The sequence below is a fragment of the Salegentibacter sp. BLCTC genome, from assembly GCF_015143665.1.
Lineage (GTDB): Bacteria > Bacteroidota > Bacteroidia > Flavobacteriales > Flavobacteriaceae > Salegentibacter > Salegentibacter maritimus.
This window is the reverse complement of the sequence record NZ_WYEW01000006.1, coordinates 63,077-88,247: the sequence shown is the minus strand read 5'-3', so window position 1 is coordinate 88,247 and position 25,171 is coordinate 63,077. Positions and strand designations below refer to the sequence as shown.

Here is a 25,171-nt window from a genome sequence, read left to right as displayed (position 1 = left end):
TTACCAGGGAACATCTTAGCTTTCACTTAATCGCTTTTTTATCCAAAGTAAAATATAATTTAATATTTCGTCATTGGCCATATCCAGGGTTTGAAAGGTGAGAAAAAGTTTCTTTTGGTTTTTTTCAAACCATTTCAATTTTAGTTTTGTTGACGATAAATTTTTATACGACCTGAAGTAAGTTAACTGCGAGTAACTACGATAATGGTAAGTGTTATTCTTAATTTCCAGATGCTCAGATAAGGAAGATAGCAGAAATTGATTTGGATTTCTAAATCTGTGTTGAATATTGTTTCTAAGTAAAGAATCTTCTTTAAAAAATTTTGTTAGAGTTGATTTTCTTACACTAACCGGAGTATGAAATCGTCTAACATATTTATCCATTTTCGCCATTTTGGCGCTGTTTTGTTGTAGTTTTTTAAAACTGATTTTATCCTTTTTTGTAGAAACATCCAGGAAGTTTAAAAATTCATGATATGATTTTCGTAATGTTTTGTTTTCATTGAAGTCTTGCCATTTACCTCTTATGATAGGTTCTCCATTAATAAAAAAATCATCTACAGAGACTTCTTTCATTACAAAAGTATCATCATTAAAAATAATAAAGTGCTCAGATAAGTTGGGGATTCTATACAACATAGATATAATAGAACACGAGTTAAAGGTGGGGAGGTATTCTTCAAATCCCCTAAAAATAATTTCGTGATCTACCAGTTCTAAGTTCATACCTTTCTTTTGAGCTAATGATTTTAGGTGATCAAAAGATTCGGGCGATTGATTATCGGTTACTAAAAAAATATTCCTAATAAAAGGCGCAAATTTGATTATAGATTTAATAGCCATATCAATTTCCCCAATTGAATTGTATCTTTTTAAGTGTTTTTTAGAGGAGAAATTTATAGGAGATTTAGAATAATCATTAATTTTTTTTTGCCAATTTTTGTCGTCGCCATCTACCCATGTTATAACGGCATCAACTGGAATATCTTCTAGAGATTCTTTCATTCTTTGTAAATTTAACCTGGTAGTTTAGGATTTAATTTGAATTATTTACTGAAAAATAAGGATTATTTTACCTTTTGTTTAAATGCTAAATTATAATATTCAAAAAAAAAGTAGCAAATTTAATACGTTAAAATCACTTAAGCGCTATTCAATTGTAGGTGGTTTCCGGTAAGTCTTTAAAGGATAGAAATTAAGGTTTTTGCGAACTTTTAGCTTTCGTATAATATTTAAGGGTTTAGGTTTTAAATGACTTTTATCGGCATGTAGAAATTTTATTGATGCATCTATTAAGCGCGCGCTAGACTTGCCATCTTTATAGGGGTGCATATTTTTATTAAATTCCTGGATTTCTTCAAGTAAATTCACATCAGGATCAAGTGCATTTTCTATTGCGCTTTCAATTTTTTCAACCTGGGTGATATTTAGTAAGTGTTTTCCGGGTTGTGAGTTTCTAAAAGTTACTACCGGTTTTTCTTGAAGCAAAAATTCAGTTACTACAGAGGTAGAATCGGCAAACAGTACATCGCTTTCTCGAAATAAAGGGATCAAATCTGTAGTATCGTAATAGGTGAGGTTTTTCCCTTGTATGTCTATAAATTTTTGAACACGTTCCTGCGGAATTTTTGGGTGGAGCACTACTTTAAAATTCCAATTTCCTTTTTTCGAAATGCGTTTTATTTCCTCTATCACATCATCATTATAGGCTAAACTCAGTTTTTTACTAAAGGTAGAGGAAATTAAGATACTAGGTTTTTCCCGCGGAATTTCTTCTAGCGGAAACAGGGGATCTAATTTGGGCCAACCGGTTTCTACTACTTCAAAGTGTCTATATTTTTTCTGCAACTCTTTAAAAGGTTGTGTAGTAAACGGTCCTTGAGTTGAATATAGATCGAAAAATCCGCGAATTCTAAAGTGCCCCTTTTTAAAATTACGTTTACTGGGGGCAATCCCATGAAATACCTGTACTTTTAAACCCGGGAGAAAATCGGCTATACTGTTGGTAATACTTAAAATAATATGGGGGTTGTAATCAATGGCCTGGTGAATATCATCTACCACAAGCTTATCTTTACTAAATTTCTTTTTGGTTTCCGGTTCATCAGCAAACCATTTTACCTGGTATCCACGTTTTTTAATTTCTTCTTCCAGGGGCTCACCAATTGGAAAAGCATAGGTATAACTGATATAAATAAGAAACCGATAATTCATATGTTGAGGTTTTTTAAAAACTCACTTAATTTTAATTCCATGAGCTCGGGATTTAATTTTTGATATAACCTGTCATTTTTAAGTTTGCTGAAGCGGGGTGTATTGTTTTTGAAAAGATGTGGTTCGAAGTCCTCCAAATGTATTGAAACCTGTTTTACATTATCTTCATAAATCGCCCAATAATTCTTTTTTACAATTGGGGAGTGTATAGAAAAACCTGGTATACCCAGTGCTTTCATAATATTGGCAGCTCCTCCTTCATTTCCAAAATAAAGATCACAGTTAGCCGCGTTAATTATAAAACCTTTTAATGAGTTTTCATAGATATCAAGAAAAATACGTGATTGGGTTTGGGGACTGCACAGGTTGTAAATTTTTTTTGCTTCAGCATTTTGCATGGGCAAATAGTTAAATAATATCTGCGCTTCTGGTATTTGTTTTACAATTTTATCCAATAAAAATGCCATATAAGCTTTAGGATAAGATTTTGTGGTGGAACTTCCCAGTACACCGCACATAATTACCGGTTGGTCTATGTCTATTCCTTGCTTTTTCAGCTTCTTTCTAAAAGTCTCTTTTTCTTTGGGAGAGATAAAAATTTTAGGTCTAAGCGCTATAGGAAAGCTCTGGTCCAGACCTTTTAAAAGTTGCATTCTGTTCTCTATGGCGAGACCTGCACTAGTTTGGGGATTTTCTTTATAACTGAAAGTTTTTGTATAAAACAGTCGGGTATAATTTTTATCAAAACCAAGTCTTCTAGGTGCCCCTGCAAAGTAGGTAATAATGCCTGAACTTATTTTAGAGTAAATGTCAATTATTGTAGAATAAGATTCATTACGAATAAAACTCAAAAACTTTAGAAATTTTAAAGGGTTTCTTCCTGTCTCTGGTTTATACTCAATAAGCTTATCTATAAATGGATTGTTTTCTACTACCGGCTTTGTGTGTGGGTAAATTAAATAATGTAATTCAGCATTCGGATATTTCTTCCGAAGGGCTTCAAATAAGATTGAGGATGTGAGCACATCCCCAATCATTTTTTGCTGAATTATAAGTATTTTCATACGTTTTTTTCACTCGCCTCACAGCAAAGTTTATAAGATAAGACCTTATACCGCTACATCATACTCACGTAGTGCATCGTTTAGCGATGTCTTTTTATTGGTAGATTCTTTACGTTTACCAATAATTAAAGCACAGGGAACATTAAATTCTCCCGCAGGGAATTTTTTGGTATAACTTCCCGGGATAACCACCGATCTTGCCGGAACAATTCCCTTCATTTCTTTAGGCTCTTCGCCGGTAACATCTATAATTTTAGTAGAAGCGGTAAGTACAACGTTAGCGCCTAAAACAGCCTCTTTTTCAACTTTAACACCTTCTACCACAATACTCCTAGAACCTAAAAAGGCGTTGTCTTCTATAATTACAGGAGAAGCCTGTAGCGGTTCTAAAACCCCTCCAATTCCTACACCACCACTAAGATGAACGTTTTTGCCAATTTGAGCACAACTTCCTACGGTAGCCCAGGTATCTACCATAGTACCTTCGTCTACATAAGCACCAATATTTACATAGCTAGGCATCATAATTACTCCGCTAGAAATATAGGCCCCGTGTCTTGCAACCGCGTTAGGAACTACTCGAATTCCTTTTTCTTTATAACCGTTTTTTAGTGGAATTTTATCGTGATATTCAAAAATTCCTGCTTCTAAAGTCTCCATTTGTTGAATAGGGAAGTAAAGCACCACGCCCTTTTTAACCCATTCGTTCACTTTCCAACCATTTTCAGTCGGTTCGGCAGTTCTTAACTTTCCCGAGTCTAATAGCGAAACAACTTCGCGTATAGCTGCTATGGTTTCTGTATCTTTTAGTAAATCCCGGTTTTCCCAGGCTTCATTGATCTTAGCTTCTAAATGATCCATAATATTATTCTTGATTTTCAGCAAATATAAGAGCTTAAAGCTAATTTTTGGTTCTAAAGCAATATAAACCTTACCTTTGCGCAAATTTTGAAGATGGCACGAATTATGGCACTTGATTTTGGGACAAAACGCACCGGTATTGCGGTTAGTGATGAACTTAAAATGATTGCCTCTGGACTAACCACTGTAAAAACCCCCGAGCTTCTGGAGTTCCTTGAAAAATATTTTAAAGAGGAAAAAGTAGAACTGGTGTTGGTAGGGGAGCCTAAACAAAAAGACGATACAGCTTCAGCAGTAGAAGTTTATATTCAGCAGTTTTTAAAAATTTTCAGTAAAAAATTTCCTGAAATGCCTTTTAAGAGAGTAGACGAGCGTTTTACTTCCAAGATGGCTTTTCAGTCTATGATAGATAGCGGTGTAAAAAAGAAAAAACGCAGGGATAAAGCGCTTATAGATGAAGTTAGTGCTACCATAATCCTGCAAACTTATTTATATGAGTGATCTTAAAATGTATAATGCCTATTGAATAATTTATAATTTAAGTTGTTTAATTTAATGAAAACTGACTTAATTAATCGTTCCAATGTTTTTGCACATAAATGCGTAAAACTAGCAATAAATCTTCCAAAAAATAAATTAGGAAGCCATATTGAGGGTCAGTTAATTAGGTGTAGTACTTCGGTTGCAGCTAATTTAGGCCGCATGTTTAGGGCAATCAAAAAAAGCTTTTATTTCAAAATTAGGAATAGTAATTGAAGAAGCTGATGAATGTATTTTCTGGATAGAATTCGCGAAAGATGAAGATCTGCTAAATGAGAAAGATTCAAAGGAATTGATAATTGAAGCCAAGAGCTGACATCTATCTTTATCGCGTCTGGAATCACGGCGGTAAGAAACCAAATTTCCGGGAAATGATATTATAAATTATTCATTATAAAATATAAATTCTAAGAAGAATGATTTTACCAATTGTAGCGTACGGAGATCCGGTTTTGCGAAAAAAGTGCAAAGATATCTCTGAAGATTATCCAAAACTGGATGAGTTAATAGAAAATATGTGGGCAACTATGTATAATGCTTATGGCGTAGGCTTAGCGGCACCACAAGTTGGCCTGCCAATTCGTTTGTTCCTTGTAGACTCGAGCCCGTTTGCAGAAGATGAGGAATTAGAGTTACAGGAACGCGAAGAACTCAAAAAACTAAAAAGAGTTTTTATAAACCCAAAAATTGTAGAAGAAGAAGGAGATGAGTGGGCTTTTAACGAAGGCTGTTTAAGTATTCCTGAAATTAGGGAAGACGTTTTTAGAAAGCCTAAAATAGTGATAGAGTACCAGGATGAGAATTTTAAGGAGCATAGGGAGACTTTTACAGGACTGGCAGCCAGGGTTATTCAGCATGAATACGACCATATTGAAGGAATTTTATTTACCGATAAACTATCCAGTTTAAAAAAGCGTTTACTAAAAAGTAAACTTGCAAATATTTCAAAAGGGAAGATTAAAATTGAGTATAAAATGCGTTTTCCTGAAATGAAAAAAGGCCGTTAATCGTATTGTTCAAGATTTAGAGAAGGTTGCGTGTCCTGATGGTTACCCCAGACTTAGTTGAACATTATTCTTGAGTATTAGGAATATTGGGGAAGCTTTGTAACTACAAATATTTATGAGTTATCTCATAAATATTCCGGGCTAATCACTTTGATAAGTTGTTTTGGCAGCTGATATTTGCCAGCCTAAAAATAAAATCTGGCAACAGGTTTACAAAAACATTATTTAGAAAACTATTTATAATGCTGGGCCGAGGCCCACAAAATAATAACCTCGTTGAGGAACTAAAAATATACTATGGGATTAGATAAAATATTAGCGATTTCTGGAAAACCCGGTTTATACGAACTTACTGCACAAAGCCGCGGCGGATTTATTGTAAAATCAATTCCTGACGGAAAAAAAATGGCAGTAAATATTCGACATAATGTAAGTTTGTTGAGCGAGATTGCTATTTACACATATACCGAAGAAGTGCCATTGGCAGAAATATTTGAAAAAATAAAGGAGAAAGAAGATGGTGGCGAAACTATAAACCATAAGTCTTCTAAAGCCGAGTTGGAAAAGTATTTTGCCGAGATCCTGCCAGACTATGATGTAGATCGTGTATATGCCAGCGATTTGAAAAAAATATTTCAGTGGTATAACCTGCTTATTAAAAACGGTATTACCGATTTCTCTACCGAGGAAGAAACATCAGCAGAAAAAGATACTTCTGGAGAGGAAGAATAAAGATTTCTGCTGTCATTGAGAAATGAAGCAACCTTGCGAAGTTACTTTACTTTATTCTTAATGGCGTTAATTAATAAAACCTCACAGGTTCAAAAGCTGTGAGGTTTTTTGTTTAAAAATACGTCATCCTGAACTTGTTTCAGGATCTAACATTATATTATTTTGCCGAAATTTTAATCCAAAATTCCTAAAAACTTAAGGCCAAAAACAAACGCAGCTTCCCGCTGGCCATCTTTATTGGAAATCACGTAGTCTAATCTTAAAAGCCTGTATTTTCCAAAACCAAGATTATCAATTCCAACCGAATATTCAGAATAAGGTTTGCTGTCTTCAGTATAGAGTGCATGGGCACCAATTACAAGGTTGTAATTTAGCCGATTTATAAATGGGATTTTCCCTAAAACCCATCCTTTAAAATCGTGTTCGGCGTGAACTTCGGCGTAAGTTTTATTTGTGCTTAATGAATAATAAGGGAGAAGGTTAAACCTGGAAACATTAGTAAAGCCATTATAAACCCTGGTTTGATTTCCTATAAAATGTCTGTAATCTAAAAAGGCCATATCTTGAGCATTCAGGAATGCACCGGCCTTAAAATTATAAGCTAGTTCACCTTTATTTCCCAGGTTAAGTTGTTGAGTAACCGAAGCATTAAAATGGTCGAAATTATAGGTTGCCAGGCTTGCTCCAAAGGCTTTTTCGTAACCCAGATAAAGTGTTGGGTACTTCTCATTTGAAACATTGAATTTACCACTTGGGTAGCTCATATATTTTTGACCAAACCTAATTCTGGTACTAAGCTTAAGCTTAAATAAATCATGTTCTCTAAAGGCTGAAGTCCCAAAATCTTCAGGTTGTAAGGGATTGTTGGAAGTGTATTCAACCCCATCATTATCAATAATTACCTGGCCGGTTTTATTAAATAGTGGTTTTCTCTTTTCATAACCAATATCGCCAAAAAAGTAAATGCCGTTAATAACTTCCTGCTGATAGGCTATTTTAGTGAAAGAGCGTTCATAAAGTTTAAGGTAATTACGTTCAAAAAATATACTGGTAATATCGTTTAATCGTTCCGAAATTGGAGTTCTATCGTTAATTTGTGGGGTTTCTATTCCGCCTGAGATTTTTAAAACCGGCCTGTTGTAATTATTAAATTGTTTTTGAAAACCTCCCTTAATTCTAAAGCGTTCATCGCTAAACCCATAATTGAAGCTGGCAAATAAACGCCAGAATTTACCGGAGTTTTCATTTTTAACGTCATTCTGTCTATAAGAAATTGTGCTGGAGGTATTCCAGCCCTGCACGGTATTAAAATGGGTGCCCATTAGAGGGGAGCTTATATTTAAATATCGTCTTTTAAAAGAATCTTGCCAGGAATAACCAAACACCGGAGCGCTTAAGTTAAATTTATTCCGCACTGCATCTATTGAGTCTTTATAAGGCTTTGAATTTCGAAGGCTTTGAATACTATCTTTTTTTATATAATCGTTTATTTCTTCAACGGTTAGCGGTACCGGACGCAGTTTTTGCCAATAGGTTGAATCCTTTTTATTAGCTGCTTCTGCAAAAGACATGATTTCATTGCCAAAACTATTTTTATTGAAGTCAGGTTTGAAATTGTAGTTGCTGTAAACCGCGGTAAACCGGCCATCTCCCGAAATACCAAACATTGCAAATTTAAAATCTACAGTTTGGGAAATTTGAATATAAAAACCATTTTCTTCCGAAAACCGATAATTCTGTTTAAAATCCAATGTTTCAATGGGCGGCACTTGTACGGCCTCACCGGTAGTTTGTAGTTCTACTCCAAAAATTTGCCATAGATCTTCTACAATATAGATATAACCTGAGAATACGCGATCTTTCTCCCGTTTCGGGCTTACTTTTATTTTATTGATAAGATTCCCGTTTTCATCATAAAAAGTCCCAACTAGCTTATAATTATAGTAGTTAAAAGCATATTCTGCGATAGGTGAAACCATTTCACTGTTAATCTCAATCGTGTTTTCATAAAATGAAAAATAAGACTCCTGGGCCGAGTTTAAACTGAAACCATTATCATCGCCACTTACTTTAGAGGCAATAATTTTTTCATTAAAATCATCTGGACGTTTATAAGAAATTTTTGAAATAGTTTCGCTTAAATATACGATTCCGCTTCGGGTAGAATCCAGGCCCCCACCAAGATCGCCAACTTCCTGCCCGAGTATTTTTTCCGGGGCATTTTCAATTCGCCAAAGACCCCGGGAATAGAAATTAGCGGTATAGGCCTCCAGTTTTTTAGCATTTTGCTTCCTAAATTCTATTGCTTTTTTAATAACTGCATTTGCTAGATTTTTATCTGAAGAAATATTTATTTCATCCAAAGTGGTGGTTTCAGGCTTTAGACTTACATTTAGCTGATAGGGGAGCTCTTCAATAGAAATAGTCTTTTTCTGTGTTTGATAACCTAAAAACTGAAAAACCAGGTTATAGTCTCCGGGACTATCTATTTTCAATTCGTAAATCCCATTCTCATTGGATGTAGTTCCAAATTTTCCATTTTCGGTATAAATATTTACATAAGGAAGTACCTTATTTTCGGTACCGGTAACTTTTCCTGTAATTTGGGCAGTTAAATTTAATGATGAGAAAATAAGGAGAATAATTAGTATTTTATGATGCATGATGATGAATTGATTTTAAAAATAGAAAACTAAGTAAAATAATTGCTTTTTTATTTACTTTTCTTCATAATTCTCCATAAACCAAATGCAGGGCCCAGGCTAAGAAAGCTAAGGCTGTAAACAGGTGCAACTTGATGTAAATAGTTAATTAATTGCAGACTTACTATGGTAATGGCAAAGCCTATGGAATTAACAATGGTGAGAGCTGTGCCTTTATTTTCTGCCACTGCGTTATTGGCTACTAAAGTTGAAAATAAAGGTGAATCTGCAACCACAGTGATGCCCCAAAAGCATAAAAATATAAGGAGTATTGTTGCTGATGTCTCCAGAAAAATTAATGGAAAAAGTAAGCAACAGACACCTGATAATAGTAAAGCTATGGAGGCGGTTTTCTTTACTCCTAAATGTTTAGAAATATAACCTCCTAAAACACATGAAACCCCGCCAATTCCTATAATAACAAAAGACCAGAGGGAAATGTTAAAATCGCTTGTTGGAAATGAAAGTTTGTAGGCAGTTAGGATAACAGGAACAAAAGCCCAAAAAGTATAGAGTTCCCACATGTGGCCAAAATAGCCAAAGGCTGCACTGCGCAAAGGCTTATTGTTAAAAGCCTTAAAAATAGCATTAAATTTAAATTTGCCTTTTGCTTTTCGAAAAGGTCCATTGGGAACAAAAAGCAAAATTAAAAGTCCACCCAGCAAGGCGAACAAGGAAGTTGCAATAATCACCAAACGCCAGGGTAGTTCTTCGGTGCCGGTAAAAGTCTTTAAAAAATGGGGAAAAGCAGTTCCCAAAACCAGTGCACCTACCAGATACCCTAGAGATTTCCCCAGGCCTTTATCATAGTAATCGGCAGCGATTTTCATTCCAACAGGATAAATTCCCGCAAGGGAAAATCCAGTGAAAAAACGCAATAAAAGCAAGCTGTTTAAATTATTGTTGTCTAGAATTATTCCCAGATTAAAGATTGCGCCAAAAACTGCAGAGATAAAAAACAGTTTTGAGGGAGAAAACCTGTCGGCCAGGCTTAGAAAAGCGAAAATGAGTGTGCCCGTAATAAAACCAAATTGTACCGCAGCGGTTAGGTGTCCAAGCGCTTCTTTGTTTAAATTAAAGTTGAGGTAAAGCTCAGGCATTACTGCATTCCCGGCAAACCAAAGTGAGGTACAGCAAAACTGGGAAAAAACAATGAGTGGTAAAATTTGTTTTGCCGGCCTCATCCGGGAGCTAGTTGTATTCTTTCTTAATTCTGTCTAGTTTACGTTTACTTTCTCTATCTTTTATAGTTTCCCGTTTGTCGTAAAGCTTTTTACCCTTTGCCAGCGCAATTTGCATTTTCGCAAGTCCACGATCGTTAATAAAAACACGTAAAGGAACAATGGTAAGTCCCGAGTTTCTCACCTCTTTTTCCAGTTTCCTTAATTCGCGACGTTGTAGTAATAGTTTACGTTCGCTTTTTGGGTTATGATTAAAATGAGTGGCGTGAGAGTATTCTTCAACATGCATATTTATTACATATAATTCGTGATCCTGAAATTCACAAAAACTCTCGGCAATAGAGGCTTTTCCCTGCCTTATAGCTTTTATTTCGGTACCTGCCAATTTAATCCCGGCCACGTATTTATCCAGAATTTCATATTCAAATCTTGCCTTTCGGTTTTTTATATTTATGGTATTGGTATTCTTCTTCATAATCAACAAAAATAGGAAGCATTATAGAAAATACCTCTATGTTTATCAAATTCGTAACAAAATATCTTATAAAGTTTAATCACAAGACTATGATGTTGGGTTAATTATAAAGAATATGCTGCTTTCTTTATGATCTTGCTTAGCATTTTCTGCCAATATATAGGTTTTAATTATCTTTGCTGGTTTCAAATATTTATAATAAAGAAATGAAAAAGTACATATTAGGATTTATCGTGATCTCATTGATTTATGCTTGTGAAACAGAACAGGAGAGTGTGCAGCAAATTATAGATAAAGCAATTGCAAAAGCCGGTGGGGAGCGTTATAAAAATGCTGAAATTAGTTTCGATTTTAGAAAGGGAAGTTACCGAAGTAAACGCGAGGGTGGAGACTATGAATTGGAACGAATAATGTCCGATTCTACCGGAGCCCAGTATAGAGATGTGGTAAATAACAATGGTTTTACAAGGTACTATAAAGATACCGTAGTAAAACTTCCCGACTCCATGAAAACTATCTATGCAAATTCGGTGAATTCGGTTCACTATTTTGTGCAACTACCTTTCGGTTTAAATGATGCTGCAGTGAACAAAGAGTTGATGGGAAAAGACAGTATAGATAATAAAGAGTATTACGAGATTAAAGTGACTTTTGATGAAGAGGGCGGAGGAGAAGACCATGAAGATGTGTACATGTATTGGGTAGACACCAAAAATTATCACGTAGATTACCTTGCCTATAGTTTTGAAGTCAATAAAGGTGGATTGCGTTTTAGAAAGGCCTATAACCCACGAACTATAGAAGGAATACGTTTTGTAGATTATGAAAACTATAAAATGGACAATCTAAGCACTCCTTTAGATACCTTAGATGATCTGTATGAGAGCAGGCAATTGGAGTTGCTATCTAAAATTGAAACTAGAAATATAGAGGTAGAACTTTTAGAATAATTGGGCAGTATAAGGTGTTAGATGTTAATTCTTATTAATTAACTTGCTGTTTTAAAATCTTTAACGGCACATTACATCTATTTAGTTTTTGCTCTTTCTAACTTTAATTTTTAAAAATTGAAGAGTTATGGAAGAGAAAGTATTGAAGACTGTGAATCCTGCTACCGGGCAGGAATTAGAAACTTACAATTATTTTACCGATCAGGAAGCAAAAGATGCCGTAGAGCAATGCCACCAGGCGTTTTTGAAATGGAAATTGAAATCTCCAAAACAAAGAGCTGAAATAATAAAAGCCATTGGAGAAAAGTTAGCCGAATACAAAAACCAATTGGTGAATTTAATGACCTCTGAAATGGGAAAGCTTCTAAAGCAAGGGGAGCAAGAGATAGATCTTTGTATAGGTATATGTGAATGGACGGCAGCAAATGGGCCGGATAATCTTAAAGATGAAGAACGCGAATTACCAGATGGGGGTCGTGGTATAGTTACTTATTCTCCATTAGGCGTTATTTATGGAATTCAGCCATGGAACTTCCCAACCTACCAGGTTAATCGTTATGCTATTGCCAATCTTATGGCCGGAAACGGAGTTCTGTTAAAACATGCAGAAAGTGTTACCGGTACTGGTTTATTAATTGAAAAAATACTTAATGAAGCTGGTTTGCCAAAAAACCTTTTTAAAACTATTTTGATAGACCATGAGCAGTCTGATGCTATTATTAAACATAAGCTTGTTCGTGGCGTTACTCTAACCGGAAGTCCTGATGCCGGAAAAATAATAGGTGAAAAAGCAGGTGCAGCCTTAAAGAAAAGCGTTCTTGAATTAGGGTCAAACGATGCATATATGGTTCTAGAAGATGCCAATTTAGATAAAGCGGTAGACTACTGCGTAAAAGGGCGTGTGTATAATAATGGAGAAACCTGTGTAGCTGCAAAACGTTTTATAGTAGTTGAAAAGCTATACGATGAATTCAAAGAAGCTTTTGTTGAAAAAATGAAAAGCCTTAAAGTGGGAGATCCAACTAATGAAGATAGTGATTTAGGGCCTATGGCTAGAAAAGATTTGCGGGAAAAACTTCATGAACAGGTAGAAGATAGTGTGAAAAAAGGCGCTGCGGTTCTATGTGGTGGAAATATACCAGAAGGAGAGGGCTACTATTACCCTGTTACCGTATTGGCCAATGTAAAACCCGGACAGCCGGCTTATGACGATGAGCTTTTTGGCCCGGTGGCCTCTTTAATTAAAGCAAAAAATGATGAGGATGCCATGCGAATAGCAAACGATAGCCGATTTGGACTTGGAGGCGGAATCTTTTCTGAAGATGAAGAAAAGGCTGTAGAGCTGGCCAAAAAGCATTTTGATACCGGGATGGTGTTTATCAATTCTTTTGGTCTGGCACAGCCAAATATGCCTTTTGGAGGGGTGAAAGATTCGGGTTATGGTCGTGAACACGGTGGTTTCGGACTTAAAGAATTTGTAAATGCCAAGGCAATAAATATTTTAAAAGGATAATTGCAGCATAGGAATTATCAAATTGGCTAATTTATACAGTCAAAGTAAAATATTTCAATTCATAAAAAAGACCGGAATTATTTTCCGGTCTTTTTTATGAATCTGGTGTTGCTAATAAATAAAATATAGAAGTCTTTTCTATTTTAATCAATATATAAAACTTGTACAGTTCGCTCACCATTGGGATGAATAGTGACTATAAAAAGGCTACCATAAACGCTTTCATCCAATTGTTGGTATTTTTTTTTTCCCAAAATATAATTTACCCATTCCGGGTTAAGATTGCTGTGGCCTACCACTAATACCGTTTTGTTTTTTGTTTGTTCCTGAAAATCCCGGTCGTTTAACTTTTGCGTATCATAGAATTTGACGTCTATGTTTTTACTTTCTGCAATTGGTTTGGCCGTATTTAAAGTACGCTTATAATCTGAACTATAAATGAGGTCGAAATCTATATCTTTAAAAGTATTTACCCAATTTTTAGTACGTTTTATACCTGCTTCAGTTAGTTCGGGGTCTTTATTTGCAGCATTGGTAGTATCCTTTTCAGCATGCCTAATAAAATAATAGGTAGTGATCTTTTCTGAAGGATCAACGGTATTGTCCATAATTTCTGAAGTCTCTTCGTCTCCAAAATTACAGGAACTAAAAAATAGCAGGCTTAGTATTAAAAAGTAAGGTTTCATAACTTAATCGATTTCCAGTTCTAAAAGAATAAATTGCGTAATTTGCTTACTAAAACTACTAAAATTATCGTCTGAAACCAGTATTAAAGATTTTTTTCCGTTAGGCAATTCAGGCCCAAAGCTCATTCCTTCAATATTATCTATAATCTCCTGATTTAAAAAGTTTTTGATCGACTTAAAATCGAAAATCAATCTTTTTTCAGCTTCCTGATAGTCAGCTTTTTTTAGGTTTTCAATTTCCAGGGTATTGCTCGCTTTTGAGGCATCTACATCATAGATTCTAACGGTATTTCCATTTGAGCCGTAGCCGGCCGAATAAGCGCGTTCCAGGACCAGAAATTTATCTTCTGCATACTCAAGAATTTCAGTGACACCATTTACCGCAAACCAATTAATGGGAAGTTTTGAAATTCGGTCTAATTTATAGGCGAACTGGCTAACCGGCAACATAGATTGTTTGTTGAATTTCGTGATTCTAACAGGAGAATTGGTTGGGTAAATTTTCGGCTTTGGCCCATCTTTTTCCAATGGAAGTTCCATGGCAACCCAATACCCGGTTTTATCAGAGCTTCTGGCAATACCTTCAAAAACACCATTATTTCTTGGTTTTTGTTCTCCAAAAGCTTTAAAATACTCAGGGATTTCGTAGGTCGAAATAAAATTGCCTTCGGTAGAAATATTAAAAACAGAAGGATCTTTGGCATTTTGAATGGAACCTTCAGAAGAAAGTATAAGCGATTTACTTTCGGCGTCAAAACGAATGCCTTCTAAATCTGGAGTGTGCTCTTTATAAAATGCGTCCTCTTTATTTAGATAAATAGCTTCTGTGATAATAACAGTGTCTATAGACCTGTTTGTAAATGGGATTTTTGCCTTGTAGATTCTTGGATTAGAAGGCTGGTCACAGACCAGGTAATAGTCGCGCTGGTGGTAATCTATACCCGAAAGTCCGCCTACCAGGCTTCCATTAACCTCAAGGTTTTGGGGTAGTACAAAATCGTCTAAATAGCTGAGTTTTATAGAAGAATTGTCTAGTTTTTTTGTGGAGCCGCAGCTAAAAATACCAAGAGAAAGTATTAATAAAATGAATTTTTTCATCAAAAGATTTTTGGCTCCAAAAATAACAAATCCTTAAGAGAACTATGGGAGTTTCTTGAGAGTTTACCCAAACATCGTATTGTAACTTAGTTTTATAATTAACACCTAAAACCAATTATTATGAATGAGGATCAATTAGAAGGAAAGTGGAAACAAGTAAGAGGTCAATTTAAACAAAAATATGGCCAGCTGACCGATGATGATACCACTTATACCGAAGGAAAGTTTGATGAGATGTTAGGTCGTTTACAGGAAAAAACCGGTAAGACCAAAGAAGAATTGAAAGAAGAAATTGATAAGATGTAATTTGCACCTATGAAAAAGGAAAAGGCCGGGAAAATTTTCCCGGCCTTTTTTTGCTCAATAATTTAAGGTTTAGTGGCATTGCCAAAGGTCGTAATGCCTCAAGGCTTGCCTCGAAATTAAAAATTTGTTTCCAACAAATACCTCTTGGGCTTTCCCCGAGGTAGTTTACGTTGTCTCTACCGGATTGGTTTCATTTCTAAATACCAACTCATCATTAAATTCATCTAACAGAATAATACTATCGGTTTTAATAGTTCCAGAGAGAATTTCTTTAGATAATTTATTTAAAACTTCCCGCTGAACAACCCTTTTTACAGGTCTGGCACCAAACTGGGGATCAAAGCCCCGACTGGCCAGAAAACTAATGGCTTCTTCTGTAGCATCCAAAATAATATGCTGTTTTTCAAGCATTTTCTTAACACCTTTAAGCTGCAAGGAAACAATTTTCTTGATATCCTGTTGGGTTAACGGGCTAAACATAATAATATCGTCTATCCTATTAATAAACTCGGGTCTTACATTTTGTTTCAGCAAGCCCAATACTTCAGTTTTTGCAGCCTCCATAGCGGTATCCAGGTCTTTTATATTTTCGTATTTCTCCTGAATAATATGGCTTCCCATATTGGAAGTCATAATAATAATGGTGTTTTTAAAATCTGCCAGGCGTCCTTTGTTATCGGTTAACCTTCCTTCATCCAGTACCTGCAGTAAAATATTAAAGGTATCAGGATGGGCTTTTTCAATTTCATCTAAAAGCACTACAGAGTAGGGTTTTCTTCGAACAGCTTCGGTAAGCTGGCCTCCCTCATCATAACCAACATATCCCGGAGGCGCTCCCACCAACCTGCTCACAGAATGCCTTTCCTGATATTCGCTCATATCAATACGGGTCATTGCCGATTCGTCATCAAATAAATATTCGGCCAGGGCTTTTGCCAATTCGGTTTTTCCCACGCCTGTTGTTCCCAGGAATAGGAAAGAACCAATAGGCCTTTTTTGATCTTGTAAACCGGCCCGGCTTCTTCTAACCGCATCACTTACAGCGATTATAGCTTCGTTTTGTCCAACCACCCGCTTATGCAATTCGTCTTCCAGTTTTAGTAATTTTTCACGGTCGGTTTGTAACATTTTGGTTACCGGGATACCGGTCCATTTAGCTACCACTTCGGCAATATCTTCGTTGGTTACTTCTTCCTGGATTAGGGATTTTTCATTTTGATTTTCGGCTACGGTTTCTTGCAGTTTTTCCAGTTTTTCCTGGGCTTCTTTTATTTTACCGTAACGAATTTCAGCTACTTTTCCATAATCACCTTCACGCTCGGCACGTTCTGCTTCCAGTTTATAGTTTTCAATTTCAGATTTTAAATTCTGAATATTGTCTACCACACCTTTTTCATTTTGCCAACGCGCGTTTAATTCGTTTCTATCTTCTTTTAAATTAGCTAATTCAGCCCGAAGCATTTTTAATTTAGCTTCATCTTTTTCACGTTTAATGGCCTCAATTTCAATTTCCAGTTGCATAATTCGCCTATCTAAAACGTCTAATTCTTCCGGTTTAGAATTGATTTCCATCCGTAATTTAGATGCAGCTTCGTCCATTAAATCTATGGCTTTATCGGGCAGAAATCGGTTGGTGATATAGCGTTTCGATAGCTCTACAGCAGCGATAATGGCCTCATCTTTAATTCTAACCTTATGATGTGTTTCATATTTTTCTTTAATACCTCGTAAAATAGAAATGGCACTTTCGGTATCGGGTTCGTCTACAGTAACCTTTTGAAACCTTCTTTCCAGAGCTTTATCTTTTTCAAAATACTTTTGATATTCATCTAAGGTAGTGGCACCAATGGCTCTTAATTCTCCTCTTGCCAAAGCAGGTTTTAAAATGTTGGCCGCATCCATAGCTCCCTGCCCACCGCCGGCGCCTACCAGGGTATGTATTTCGTCTATAAAAAGTACAATATTGCCATCGCTGGAGGTAACTTCCTTAATTACGGCTTTAAGTCGTTCTTCAAATTCACCTTTATATTTTGCACCGGCAATAAGTGCTCCCATATCCAGGTTGTAAATCACTTTGTCTTTTAAGTTATCGGGAACATCCCCGGCAATAATTCTATGTGCTAAACCTTCGGCAATGGCTGTTTTACCTGTTCCCGGTTCTCCAACCAACATTGGGTTGTTTTTGGTTCTTCGGGAAAGGATTTGCAAGATTCTTCTAATTTCTTCGTCCCGGCCAATAACGGGGTCAAGTTTTCCCTCTTCGGCCATTTGGTTTAGGTTATTGGCATATTTATCTAAAGAATTGTAGGTGTCTTCGGCGCTTTGTGAAGTCACCCTGTCGCCTTTTCGCAATTCTTCAATGGCTGCTTTTAAAGATTTCTCAGTCGCTCCCTGGTCTTTTAAAATTTGCGCTACTTTGCTTGAAGATTTAAAAATGGCCAAAATAAGATGTTCTATAGAAACATATTCATCTTTCATTTTTTTTGCAATAGTAGATGCTTCATTCACGGCTTTTCCCGCTTCCCGAGAAAGCACTATATCGCCCCCACTAACTTTTGGAAAACTCTGTAAGGTTTTATCCAGAATATCGTTAAATAGATTGACATTAATATTTAGCTTTTTCAATAAAAATGGAGCTACATTTTCGTCTACAATACTTATTGCTTTAAAAATATGCTCATTTTCAATTTGTTGATGCCCCATCTCTTGCGCAAGCTGCTGAGCCTGCTGGATGGCTTCCTGTGATTTTATGGTAAAATTATTGAAATTCATAGTCGTTGTTTTTTGAATGAGTAAAGCAATTGATATACCATTAAAATATTAAGACAAAATGACTGATTTTATTTTAAAATTAACGCCAAATTGACACTTAGGTTAAAATTCTGAAAATAATTTTGAAATGAAGAGCAGATTAAATTTATTAAGAATTAATTTTATACGAAAGAAAATTAACTATGGGATTATTAGATAAATTATTTAAAAGTGATGGCGGGGAGACCGGTAAGGTGACGAGCTTTCCCTGGACCAAATTAACCGATAAAGATCAAATAGCGATAGCCATGGAGGAATCTAAAGATAAGCTTGTGGGGATATTTAAACATTCTACACGCTGTGGTATTAGTAAAATGGTGCTTAGAACATTTGAAAGGGAGTATGAGGAAAATGAAGAGGTGAAATTATATTTTTTAGACCTAATTATGGATCGTGAGATTTCTAACGCTGTTGCTAATGAATTAAGCGTACATCACGAGAGCCCGCAGTTTATTGTTTTAAGGAATGAGAAGGTTGTTCATCACGCTTCTCACCAGGATATTGATGCTTCAATATTAAAGGAGCTCGACTAAGAGTATAAAATCCTGTTAAAAGTTGTTTTCATTTAAGCTGGACGCACTTGCCTTTGTACCTTTTACTGTTGAATAATAAATAATGTGTTATGAAGGCAAAAAAAGAAGATATACGAAAGCTGGAAGAAAACTGGAAGTCCTTAAAACAGGAAGATAAAGATAGAGAGCAACGAGAGTTTCGTGATCTTAAACAAAAAGAAAAGGATTCAGGGAAGACTTTAAAGAAAGAAAAAGACAGGAGTTCTTCTAAAAATTCAGGGAAGGCCAGTTCCCGTGAAGAACGGGAATTTATGGATGGGGCTCAAAAGGAAAAGACTGATAAGAGAAAGTAGGATATAAGCTTTGAGACTTATTATAATAGGTGGCACTTCATTAAATATATAAAGCTGTTTGAAAAGTTATTTTAACGTCATCCTGAACTTGTTTCAGGATATAGCTTGAGGGAATTAATACAAGTTAGAAGCTGAAATAAATTCAGCTTGACGCCGATAAAACTTTTCAAACAGCTTTTTTTATAAATTAAAAGTAAGAAATCTATTTTTTCTTGGGCTCAAATACCGGAAGTAATTTGCTGCTTACCTCCCCAAAACCTATTCTTCGGCCTTTGCTTTCGCAATACCCACGCATAATAATGGTATCGTGGTCTTCAATAAATTTACGTTCACTACCATCTTTTAGCTTAATTGGTTTCTCGCCTTTCCAGGTGAGTTCTAGCATAGAGCCATAACTATCTGGGGTTTTTCCCGAAATGGTTCCCGAAGCCATCATATCTCCAGAATTTACCGGGCAACCGTTAACGGTGTGGTGGGCTAGCTGCTGACTCATATTCCAATACATATTCTTGAAATTAGTTTTTGCCAATAGGTTCTCTTCAGAATTCTCGGGCTTCAAGGAAACCTCAAGATTAATATCAAAGCTTCTCTTTCCTGTACTTTGCAGGTAAGGGAATAATTCTTTTTCTGGTTTTGGGCCTTCAGTTCTAAAAGGTTCCAGTGCATCTAAAGTAACAATCCAGGGAGAGATGGAAGATGCAAAATTCTTGGCCAAAAACGGACCTAAAGGTACATACTCCCAGGTTTGTATATCTCTTGCACTCCAGTCGTTAAATAATACCATTCCAAAGATATATTCTTCGGCCTCATCGATTGGGATTGGTTCACCAAGTGGGTTGGCATCAGTAGTAATAAAAGCCATTTCTACCTCAAAATCTACTCTTTTTGATGGTCCAAAAACAGGAGTGTCAGAATCTTTTGGTTTGGTTTGTCCTTTTGGTCTGTGAACAGGAATACCGCTAGGTATAATAGAAGAACTCCTGCCGTGGTAACCTACCGGAATATGTAGCCAGTTTGGTAATAAGGCATTATCTGGATCGCGAAACATAGTTCCTACATTGGTAGCATGTTCTTTGCTTGAGTAGAAATCGGTGTAATCGCCAACCTGAACCGGCATTTGCATCTCAATTTCATCAAGGGTAAAAAGAACGCGGTTTCTATGTTCCTGATTGTCTCTTAATTTTTCATTGTTCGCATCAAAAATTTCAGCAATTCGGTTACGAACCAGGCGCCAGGTTTTTTTTCCGTCAGAAATAAAATCATTAAGCGTATCCTGTAAAAATATATCGTCGGTTAACGGAATTCCATCAAAATAACCCAACTGGTGCAAAGCACCAAGATCTATAGCAAAGTCTCCAATACGGGAGCCAATAGTTATTACATCGTCCCGGGTTAGGAATACCCCAAAAGGAATATTCTGAATAGGGAAATCGGTGGTTTCCGAAGTTTCCAACCAGGTTTTTCTATTTGGGTCGTTAGCTGTAATAGGCATGTTTTTCTGTTTTTATTAAGAAATCTAATGATTTCAAATATATTATTTTCCTGTTATTAACCGAATGTATTTATTACTTTTGAGGAATATTTAACGTAAACTTTTGTGATGCAACGAGACACCCAAATATTTAATTTAATAGCGGAAGAAAAAGAGCGCCAACTTAATGGACTTGAGTTAATTGCCAGTGAAAACTTTGTTAGTGAACAGGTTTTGGAAGCTGCTGGATCTGTTTTAACCAATAAATATGCTGAGGGCTACCCGGGCAAACGCTATTATGGCGGTTGTGAAGTGGTTGATAAAGTGGAACAATTGGCCATAGATAGGTTGAAAGAGTTATTTAATGCCGAATATGCCAATGTGCAACCACACTCTGGCTCACAAGCAAATACTGCAGTTTTTCATACTTGCTTAAACCCGGGAGACAAATTTTTAGGTTTTGACCTGTCTCACGGTGGGCATTTAACTCATGGTTCTCCTGTAAACTTCTCAGGAAAACTTTACAGCCCTGTGTTTTATGGTGTAGATAAAGAAACCGGACTTATAGACTACGATAAGGTTGCTGAAATTGCAGAAAAAGAACAGCCTAAAATGATTATTGCCGGTGCTTCTGCATATTCAAGAGATATAGATTATAAAAGATTTAGAGAGATTGCAGATAGTGTAGGGGCTATCTTAATGGCCGATATTGCGCATCCTGCCGGTTTAATCGCTAAAGGTTTAATTAGTGACCCATTACCACACTGTCATATCGTAACCTCTACCACACATAAAACCCTTCGTGGGCCGCGTGGCGGAATTATTATGATGGGAAAAGATTTTGATAATCCCTTTGGTCAAAAACTTAAAAACGGAAAGCTTAAAAAAATGTCTACCCTATTAAACAGCGGAATTTTTCCAGGAAATCAGGGTGGGCCTTTAGAACATATTATAGCCGCTAAAGCCATAGCTTTTGGTGAAGCTCTTACCGATGAGTTTTTGCATTATGCTGTGCAGATGAAAAAGAATGCTGCAAAATTAGCGCAAAGTTTTGTTGAAAAAGGATATAAAGTTATTTCTGGCGGAACCGACAACCATTGTATGCTTATAGATCTTAGAAATAAAGATGTAAGCGGAAAAGAAGCAGAGGAGGCCTTAACTAAAGCCGAAATTACCGTAAATAAAAATATGGTGCCTTTTGACGATAAATCTCCTTTTGTAACTTCCGGAATTAGAATTGGTACGGCTGCGGTTACTACCCGTGGACTTGTAGAAGAGGATATGCCTAAAATAGTAGAGTTTGTTGAGCGTGTTATTACCAATATTGATAATGATAGCGAGTTGGAAGCCGTTAAACAAGAGGTGAAAACCATGATGCAGGATAGACCGCTTTTTAAAATGTAAAAAGCATAGAACTTATAGTTGAAATAGGCTGTCTGAAATGTCTAGTTTCGTCAAGCTGAACTTGTTTTTAGCCTCTAAGGTATTTTGATTATCAATACTTTAGATCTCCGAATAAATTTCGGGGCAGGCTCTGAAATAAATTCAGGATGACGATTTTAAGAACTTTTTAGACAGTCTTTTTTTACAGCCAAATAATTGCCAGGCAAATTATAAGAAGGCTCAAAGCTGGCATAATTTGCTTAAAATTATCCTTTATTTTTAAATGCATTACAATAGCTCCAAGCATCATAGCCGCCATCCCAATGGCAGCAGGATTTACTAAGGATTTAAACCAAATTCCTGCCAGGAGCATTAAGGCTAAAGTGATTTTTATAAAGCCCACCAAATAAACCAACGCCTCTGGTAATCCGTAGGCTTTGAATTCGGCTTTCATATTAGAGGCCTCTGCACCCCGATAGCTGGTTTTTTTGTTAAACCGTAATAACCATACGTTAAGTATTCCCAGGCCAACAATTATTTGAAGTGCTATTTTTACTGTTTCCATAGCTTAAGTTTTTCTTAAAGATAGCAATGTTTAATCTTTATTTTAAAATATTAAACAAAAATTAGGAGTATTTCTTAAATTTTTAAAAATATAGCAGTGGGGGAATTGAGCCTATACTTTTCAGTTAAGAGATTGATGCCTATTTGGGAATTTGAAAGCTTACTGGAAATACCTTTATTGGTTTGCCGGGGATAGTTTACTGCTGAAAAATTCTTTTTAATTCTTCAGAAATTTTGGCTGGTCGCTTCTTTTCCTGGTCCATAAGTGCCCAGGTGGTTTTTGCTTCTACCAGTACTTTTTTTGTTTCGGCATTTTTTATAATTACGTGCCTGATGGATTTTACATGGGAAGTCTCACTTACATAGGTTTGTATCAGGATCTCATTACCTAAAAAAGCTTGTTTTTTATAGTTTATTTCGTGTTTTATTACCACCCAAAAATATTGTAGATTTTGCTTCTGGTTGGCTCTGGCTTCCCAATGTGCTTTAGCTATATCCTGCACCCATTGTACATACTGCACATTGTTAACATGATTTTGCTCGTCTAAATGTCGTTTTTCTACCAAAAAACTTTGCTCAAATATTTCTGGGGTTGACGTCATTATTTTTCGACTATTTCTACTTCAAAAAGCGTATCCCAATTTTTACCTGTTACGTAGAGCTTTTTGGTGTTGGGATTATAGGCAATTCCATTTAAAACGTGATTTTGGGGATCCAGGCTCTCCAAATTCCCTAATTCATCCCGAAGGCCTCTAAAATCTATCACACCTTCTATTGCTCCATTTTTAGGATTAATAATAGTCACACTGGGAAATTGGTATGTATTGGCGTAAATCTTTCCTTCAATCCATTCCAGTTCATTGAATTTTGAATAAATTTTGGTGTTGGTTGCTAGCTGAATAAAATCTTTTTCCGCAAGTGTTTCTGAGTCCAGGATCCAAATTTTTTCGGTACCATCACTTTTATAAAGCTTTTCCCCATCATTACATAAGCCCCAACCTTCTTTACTTTGGTTGTAGGCGAAACTCCCGGTTTGCTTAAAAGTATCAAGATTATAGATTAAACCTTCTTTTTCGCGCCAGGTAAGCAGGTAAAGTTTGTTGTTTAAAATAGTAAGTCCCTCCCCAAAATAGCGGTCTTCAAGGATGATTTTATTTAAAACTTCGCCGGTTTCCAGGTTTAGCTTTCTTAAAGAAGAACTTCCATATTGTCCGGTGCTTTCATATAAAGTGTCCTGGTAAAATTCGAGGCCCTGGGTATAGGCTTGTTTATTGTGTGGATATTTATTTATAATTTTATAAGTATATGCTTTGGGAGGCTGATTGTTTAAAATTTTAAAGTTGTCACTAATGGTGTCGGTTTCTCCTTCAGAAAAAACAATGGCTTCTAATTTTTGGCGGCCTAACTTGGGATTTTCCAGGGCTACGGTAAAAGATGTCTCGCTAATAAGGGTTTTTAAATATTTCTGCTGAAAAAACAATCGAATAGAGTCTATTTGGCGATCTTTTAGGTTTTCTATAGATCCACGAATGGTTTGTCCAACTTGAAATTCGGACTTATTTTCTTCAGTTTTTAGTTTAAAATAAGAAGATTTCTTATCAGAATTGCTTCCGCAGGAAAAAATAAATAAACCTAATAATAACAGGCACAGGAACTTAAATTTATTCATGGATCTTTTGTATTAAATACATTGCTAAAATACTCAATTCACTATAAAAAATACTTGTGAAAAGAAGGAAAGATTGTATATTTGCACCGGCAAGTCCCACACAACCAGCTCCTGCTGAATCCCCCAGGGCGGGAACGCAGCAAGGGTAAGCGGTCGTAGCGGTGTGATGTGGGGAGCTTGCCATTTTTTGTTTCTGGAAGGTTCTAAATTTTATCGCATCTTTGCAGCCTATGAAAACAAATGCATCTCCTCAAAAAGTAGTGCTTATAACCGGAGCTTCTTCCGGGATTGGAAAATCTATAGGCGAATACTTATCTAAACATAATTTTAAGGTTTATGGTACCAGCCGAAATCCGGCAAAAATAGCTAATCCTCCTTTTACGATGCTTGCTTTAGATGTTACCAAAAAAGAAACAATTACTGCGGCAGTAGGCCAAATAATAGCTAAAGAAGGTAAGCTGGATGTGCTTATTAATAATGCCGGAGTTGGCATTACAGGCCCTATAGAGGAAACTCCCGATGATGAGATTGCCAGGGCTTTTGAAACCAATTATTTTGGACCTATAAAAGTGATTAAAGCCGTATTGCCTCAAATGAGAAAGCAAAATACTGGCTTGATTATAAATATTACTTCCATTGCAGGCTATATGGGCTTGCCTTATCGCGGCATTTATTCGGCATCAAAAGGTGCTTTAGAGCTTACTACAGAGGCTTTTAGAATGGAGATTAAAGATTTTAATATAAAAATGACAAATGTGGCGCCCGGAGATTTTGCAACTAATATTGCTGCGGGTCGTTACCATGCTCCTGTTTTAGAAGATTCTCCGTATAAAGAGCCGTATGCTAATACTCTGAAGTTAATGAACGATGATGTTGATGCCGGAAAAGATCCTTTTATAATGGCTAAAGCGATACATAGAATTATTCAGGAAAAAGATCCTCGTGGGCATTATAAAATTGGTGAGGCCCTGCAAAAGTTTTCGGTGGGTCTAAAAAGAATTCTACCCGATAAAGTCTATGAAAAAATGCTGCTAAAGCATTATAAATTATAACTTTGCGAACACAAGATTAACAAACAA

The 25,171-nt window shown here is 36.0% G+C and carries 24 protein-coding genes, 1 other RNA gene and 1 pseudogene; 12 read left to right on the top strand and 14 right to left on the bottom strand.

Features of this window, described 5'->3' with window-relative positions; all coding sequences use genetic code 11:
- Positions 1–15: 15 nt before the first annotated feature.
- The 4 genes from GUB10_RS08420 to GUB10_RS08405 all read right to left on the bottom strand — a co-directional run bounded on the left by GUB10_RS08420 (position 16) and on the right by GUB10_RS08405 (position 4,139).
- Complete coding sequence (locus GUB10_RS08420; protein ID WP_193710997.1) at positions 16–1,005, bottom strand: Stealth CR1 domain-containing protein; 990 nt, start codon at positions 1,003–1,005, stop codon at positions 16–18.
- 144 nt (positions 1,006–1,149) lie between these two features.
- The gene (locus GUB10_RS08415) at positions 1,150–2,214 is read right to left on the bottom strand and encodes a CDP-glycerol glycerophosphotransferase family protein (protein ID WP_193710996.1); all 1,065 of its coding nucleotides are present in this window, start codon (positions 2,212–2,214) and stop codon (positions 1,150–1,152) included.
- Complete coding sequence (locus GUB10_RS08410) at positions 2,211–3,278, bottom strand: glycosyltransferase family 9 protein (protein ID WP_193710995.1); 1,068 nt, start codon at positions 3,276–3,278, stop codon at positions 2,211–2,213. Before GUB10_RS08410 ends, GUB10_RS08415 begins: the two co-directional genes overlap by 4 nt.
- Positions 3,279–3,323: 45 nt before the next feature.
- A complete protein-coding gene (locus tag GUB10_RS08405; protein ID WP_193710994.1) occupies positions 3,324–4,139 on the bottom strand; it encodes a 2,3,4,5-tetrahydropyridine-2,6-dicarboxylate N-succinyltransferase in 816 nt (271 codons plus the stop codon).
- 93 nt (positions 4,140–4,232) lie between these two features.
- Here GUB10_RS08405 and ruvX point away from each other — a divergent pair, with 93 nt between their 5' ends.
- From ruvX to GUB10_RS08385, 4 genes and pseudogenes are all read left to right on the top strand, one after another.
- Positions 4,233–4,640: a Holliday junction resolvase RuvX gene (ruvX, locus tag GUB10_RS08400; protein WP_079721323.1), complete on the top strand. Its 408-nt coding sequence runs from the start codon at positions 4,233–4,235 to the stop codon at positions 4,638–4,640.
- Between the two features lie 214 nt (positions 4,641–4,854).
- Positions 4,855–4,995: pseudogene (locus GUB10_RS16145) on the top strand (four helix bundle protein); the annotation flags it as partial.
- Positions 4,996–5,095: 100 nt separating this feature from the next.
- A complete protein-coding gene (def, locus tag GUB10_RS08390) occupies positions 5,096–5,686 on the top strand; it encodes a peptide deformylase (protein WP_193710993.1) in 591 nt (196 codons plus the stop codon).
- 297 nt (positions 5,687–5,983) lie between these two features.
- Positions 5,984–6,418 (top strand): DUF5606 domain-containing protein, encoded by a 435-nt coding sequence (locus GUB10_RS08385; protein WP_193710992.1) that lies wholly within the window; start codon positions 5,984–5,986, stop codon positions 6,416–6,418.
- Positions 6,419–6,591: 173 nt separating this feature from the next.
- Here GUB10_RS08385 and GUB10_RS08380 read toward each other — a convergent pair whose 3' ends face one another.
- From GUB10_RS08380 to smpB, 3 genes are read right to left on the bottom strand one after another with little or no spacing between them, the layout of a single operon-like run.
- Positions 6,592–9,081, bottom strand: coding sequence for a DUF5686 and carboxypeptidase regulatory-like domain-containing protein (locus tag GUB10_RS08380; RefSeq protein WP_193710991.1), 2,490 nt, complete (start codon positions 9,079–9,081; stop codon positions 6,592–6,594).
- Positions 9,082–9,131: 50 nt separating this feature from the next.
- Positions 9,132–10,304 carry a nitrate/nitrite transporter gene (locus GUB10_RS08375; RefSeq protein ID WP_193710990.1) on the bottom strand — a complete coding sequence of 391 codons (1,173 nt, stop codon included), beginning with the start codon at positions 10,302–10,304 and terminating at the stop codon, positions 9,132–9,134.
- Between the two features lie 7 nt (positions 10,305–10,311).
- On the bottom strand, positions 10,312–10,776 hold the full coding sequence (gene smpB / locus GUB10_RS08370) for an SsrA-binding protein SmpB (RefSeq protein WP_193710989.1): 465 nt from the start codon (positions 10,774–10,776) through the stop codon (positions 10,312–10,314).
- 206 nt (positions 10,777–10,982) lie between these two features.
- On the opposite strand from smpB, the gene GUB10_RS08365 reads away from it, so the two are divergent.
- Together GUB10_RS08365 and GUB10_RS08360 are read left to right on the top strand one after the other, a co-directional pair.
- Positions 10,983–11,726: a DUF6503 family protein gene (locus GUB10_RS08365; RefSeq protein ID WP_193710988.1), complete on the top strand. Its 744-nt coding sequence runs from the start codon at positions 10,983–10,985 to the stop codon at positions 11,724–11,726.
- A 127-nt stretch (positions 11,727–11,853) separates the two neighbouring features.
- The gene (locus GUB10_RS08360) at positions 11,854–13,239 is read left to right on the top strand and encodes an NAD-dependent succinate-semialdehyde dehydrogenase (protein ID WP_193710987.1); all 1,386 of its coding nucleotides are present in this window, start codon (positions 11,854–11,856) and stop codon (positions 13,237–13,239) included.
- Between the two features lie 143 nt (positions 13,240–13,382).
- On the opposite strand, the gene GUB10_RS08355 is transcribed toward GUB10_RS08360, so the two are convergent.
- Complete coding sequence (locus tag GUB10_RS08355) at positions 13,383–13,925, bottom strand: phosphoglycerate mutase family protein (RefSeq protein ID WP_193710986.1); 543 nt, start codon at positions 13,923–13,925, stop codon at positions 13,383–13,385.
- Positions 13,926–13,928: 3 nt separating this feature from the next.
- Positions 13,929–15,023 carry an esterase-like activity of phytase family protein gene (locus GUB10_RS08350; protein WP_193710985.1) on the bottom strand — a complete coding sequence of 365 codons (1,095 nt, stop codon included), beginning with the start codon at positions 15,021–15,023 and terminating at the stop codon, positions 13,929–13,931.
- Between the two features lie 120 nt (positions 15,024–15,143).
- On the opposite strand from GUB10_RS08350, the gene GUB10_RS08345 reads away from it, so the two are divergent.
- Positions 15,144–15,329, top strand: coding sequence for a CsbD family protein (locus GUB10_RS08345; RefSeq protein WP_193710984.1), 186 nt, complete (start codon positions 15,144–15,146; stop codon positions 15,327–15,329).
- A gap of 165 nt (positions 15,330–15,494) precedes the next feature.
- On the opposite strand, the gene clpB is transcribed toward GUB10_RS08345, so the two are convergent.
- The gene (gene clpB, locus GUB10_RS08340) at positions 15,495–18,101 is read right to left on the bottom strand and encodes an ATP-dependent chaperone ClpB (RefSeq protein ID WP_193710983.1); all 2,607 of its coding nucleotides are present in this window, start codon (positions 18,099–18,101) and stop codon (positions 15,495–15,497) included.
- A gap of 182 nt (positions 18,102–18,283) precedes the next feature.
- Between clpB and ytxJ the strand changes: the two genes are divergently transcribed.
- Together ytxJ and GUB10_RS08330 are read left to right on the top strand one after the other, a co-directional pair.
- The gene (ytxJ, locus tag GUB10_RS08335) at positions 18,284–18,673 is read left to right on the top strand and encodes a bacillithiol system redox-active protein YtxJ (RefSeq protein WP_193710982.1); all 390 of its coding nucleotides are present in this window, start codon (positions 18,284–18,286) and stop codon (positions 18,671–18,673) included.
- Positions 18,674–18,762: 89 nt separating this feature from the next.
- Positions 18,763–19,005, top strand: coding sequence for a hypothetical protein (locus tag GUB10_RS08330; RefSeq protein WP_193710981.1), 243 nt, complete (start codon positions 18,763–18,765; stop codon positions 19,003–19,005).
- A 202-nt stretch (positions 19,006–19,207) separates the two neighbouring features.
- Here GUB10_RS08330 and fahA read toward each other — a convergent pair whose 3' ends face one another.
- Entirely contained in the window at positions 19,208–20,497 is a 1,290-nt protein-coding gene (fahA, locus tag GUB10_RS08325; protein WP_193710980.1) for a fumarylacetoacetase, read from the bottom strand.
- A gap of 108 nt (positions 20,498–20,605) precedes the next feature.
- Here fahA and glyA point away from each other — a divergent pair, with 108 nt between their 5' ends.
- Complete coding sequence (gene glyA / locus GUB10_RS08320) at positions 20,606–21,880, top strand: serine hydroxymethyltransferase (protein WP_193710979.1); 1,275 nt, start codon at positions 20,606–20,608, stop codon at positions 21,878–21,880.
- 181 nt (positions 21,881–22,061) lie between these two features.
- Here glyA and GUB10_RS08315 read toward each other — a convergent pair whose 3' ends face one another.
- The 3 genes from GUB10_RS08315 to GUB10_RS08305 all read right to left on the bottom strand — a co-directional run bounded on the left by GUB10_RS08315 (position 22,062) and on the right by GUB10_RS08305 (position 24,092).
- Positions 22,062–22,424 carry a DoxX family protein gene (locus tag GUB10_RS08315; protein ID WP_193710978.1) on the bottom strand — a complete coding sequence of 121 codons (363 nt, stop codon included), beginning with the start codon at positions 22,422–22,424 and terminating at the stop codon, positions 22,062–22,064.
- 196 nt (positions 22,425–22,620) lie between these two features.
- Positions 22,621–23,025 carry a thioesterase family protein gene (locus tag GUB10_RS08310; RefSeq protein ID WP_193710977.1) on the bottom strand — a complete coding sequence of 135 codons (405 nt, stop codon included), beginning with the start codon at positions 23,023–23,025 and terminating at the stop codon, positions 22,621–22,623.
- The gene (locus tag GUB10_RS08305; RefSeq protein ID WP_193710976.1) at positions 23,025–24,092 is read right to left on the bottom strand and encodes a glutaminyl-peptide cyclotransferase; all 1,068 of its coding nucleotides are present in this window, start codon (positions 24,090–24,092) and stop codon (positions 23,025–23,027) included. The genes GUB10_RS08310 and GUB10_RS08305 overlap by 1 nt, the downstream gene beginning before the upstream one ends.
- 87 nt (positions 24,093–24,179) lie before the next feature.
- Between GUB10_RS08305 and ffs the strand changes: the two genes are divergently transcribed.
- Positions 24,180–24,278, top strand: an RNA gene (gene ffs / locus GUB10_RS08300) — signal recognition particle sRNA small type.
- Between the two features lie 44 nt (positions 24,279–24,322).
- Entirely contained in the window at positions 24,323–25,144 is an 822-nt protein-coding gene (locus GUB10_RS08295; protein ID WP_193710975.1) for an SDR family oxidoreductase, read from the top strand.
- The last annotated feature ends 27 nt before the right edge of the window (positions 25,145–25,171 follow it).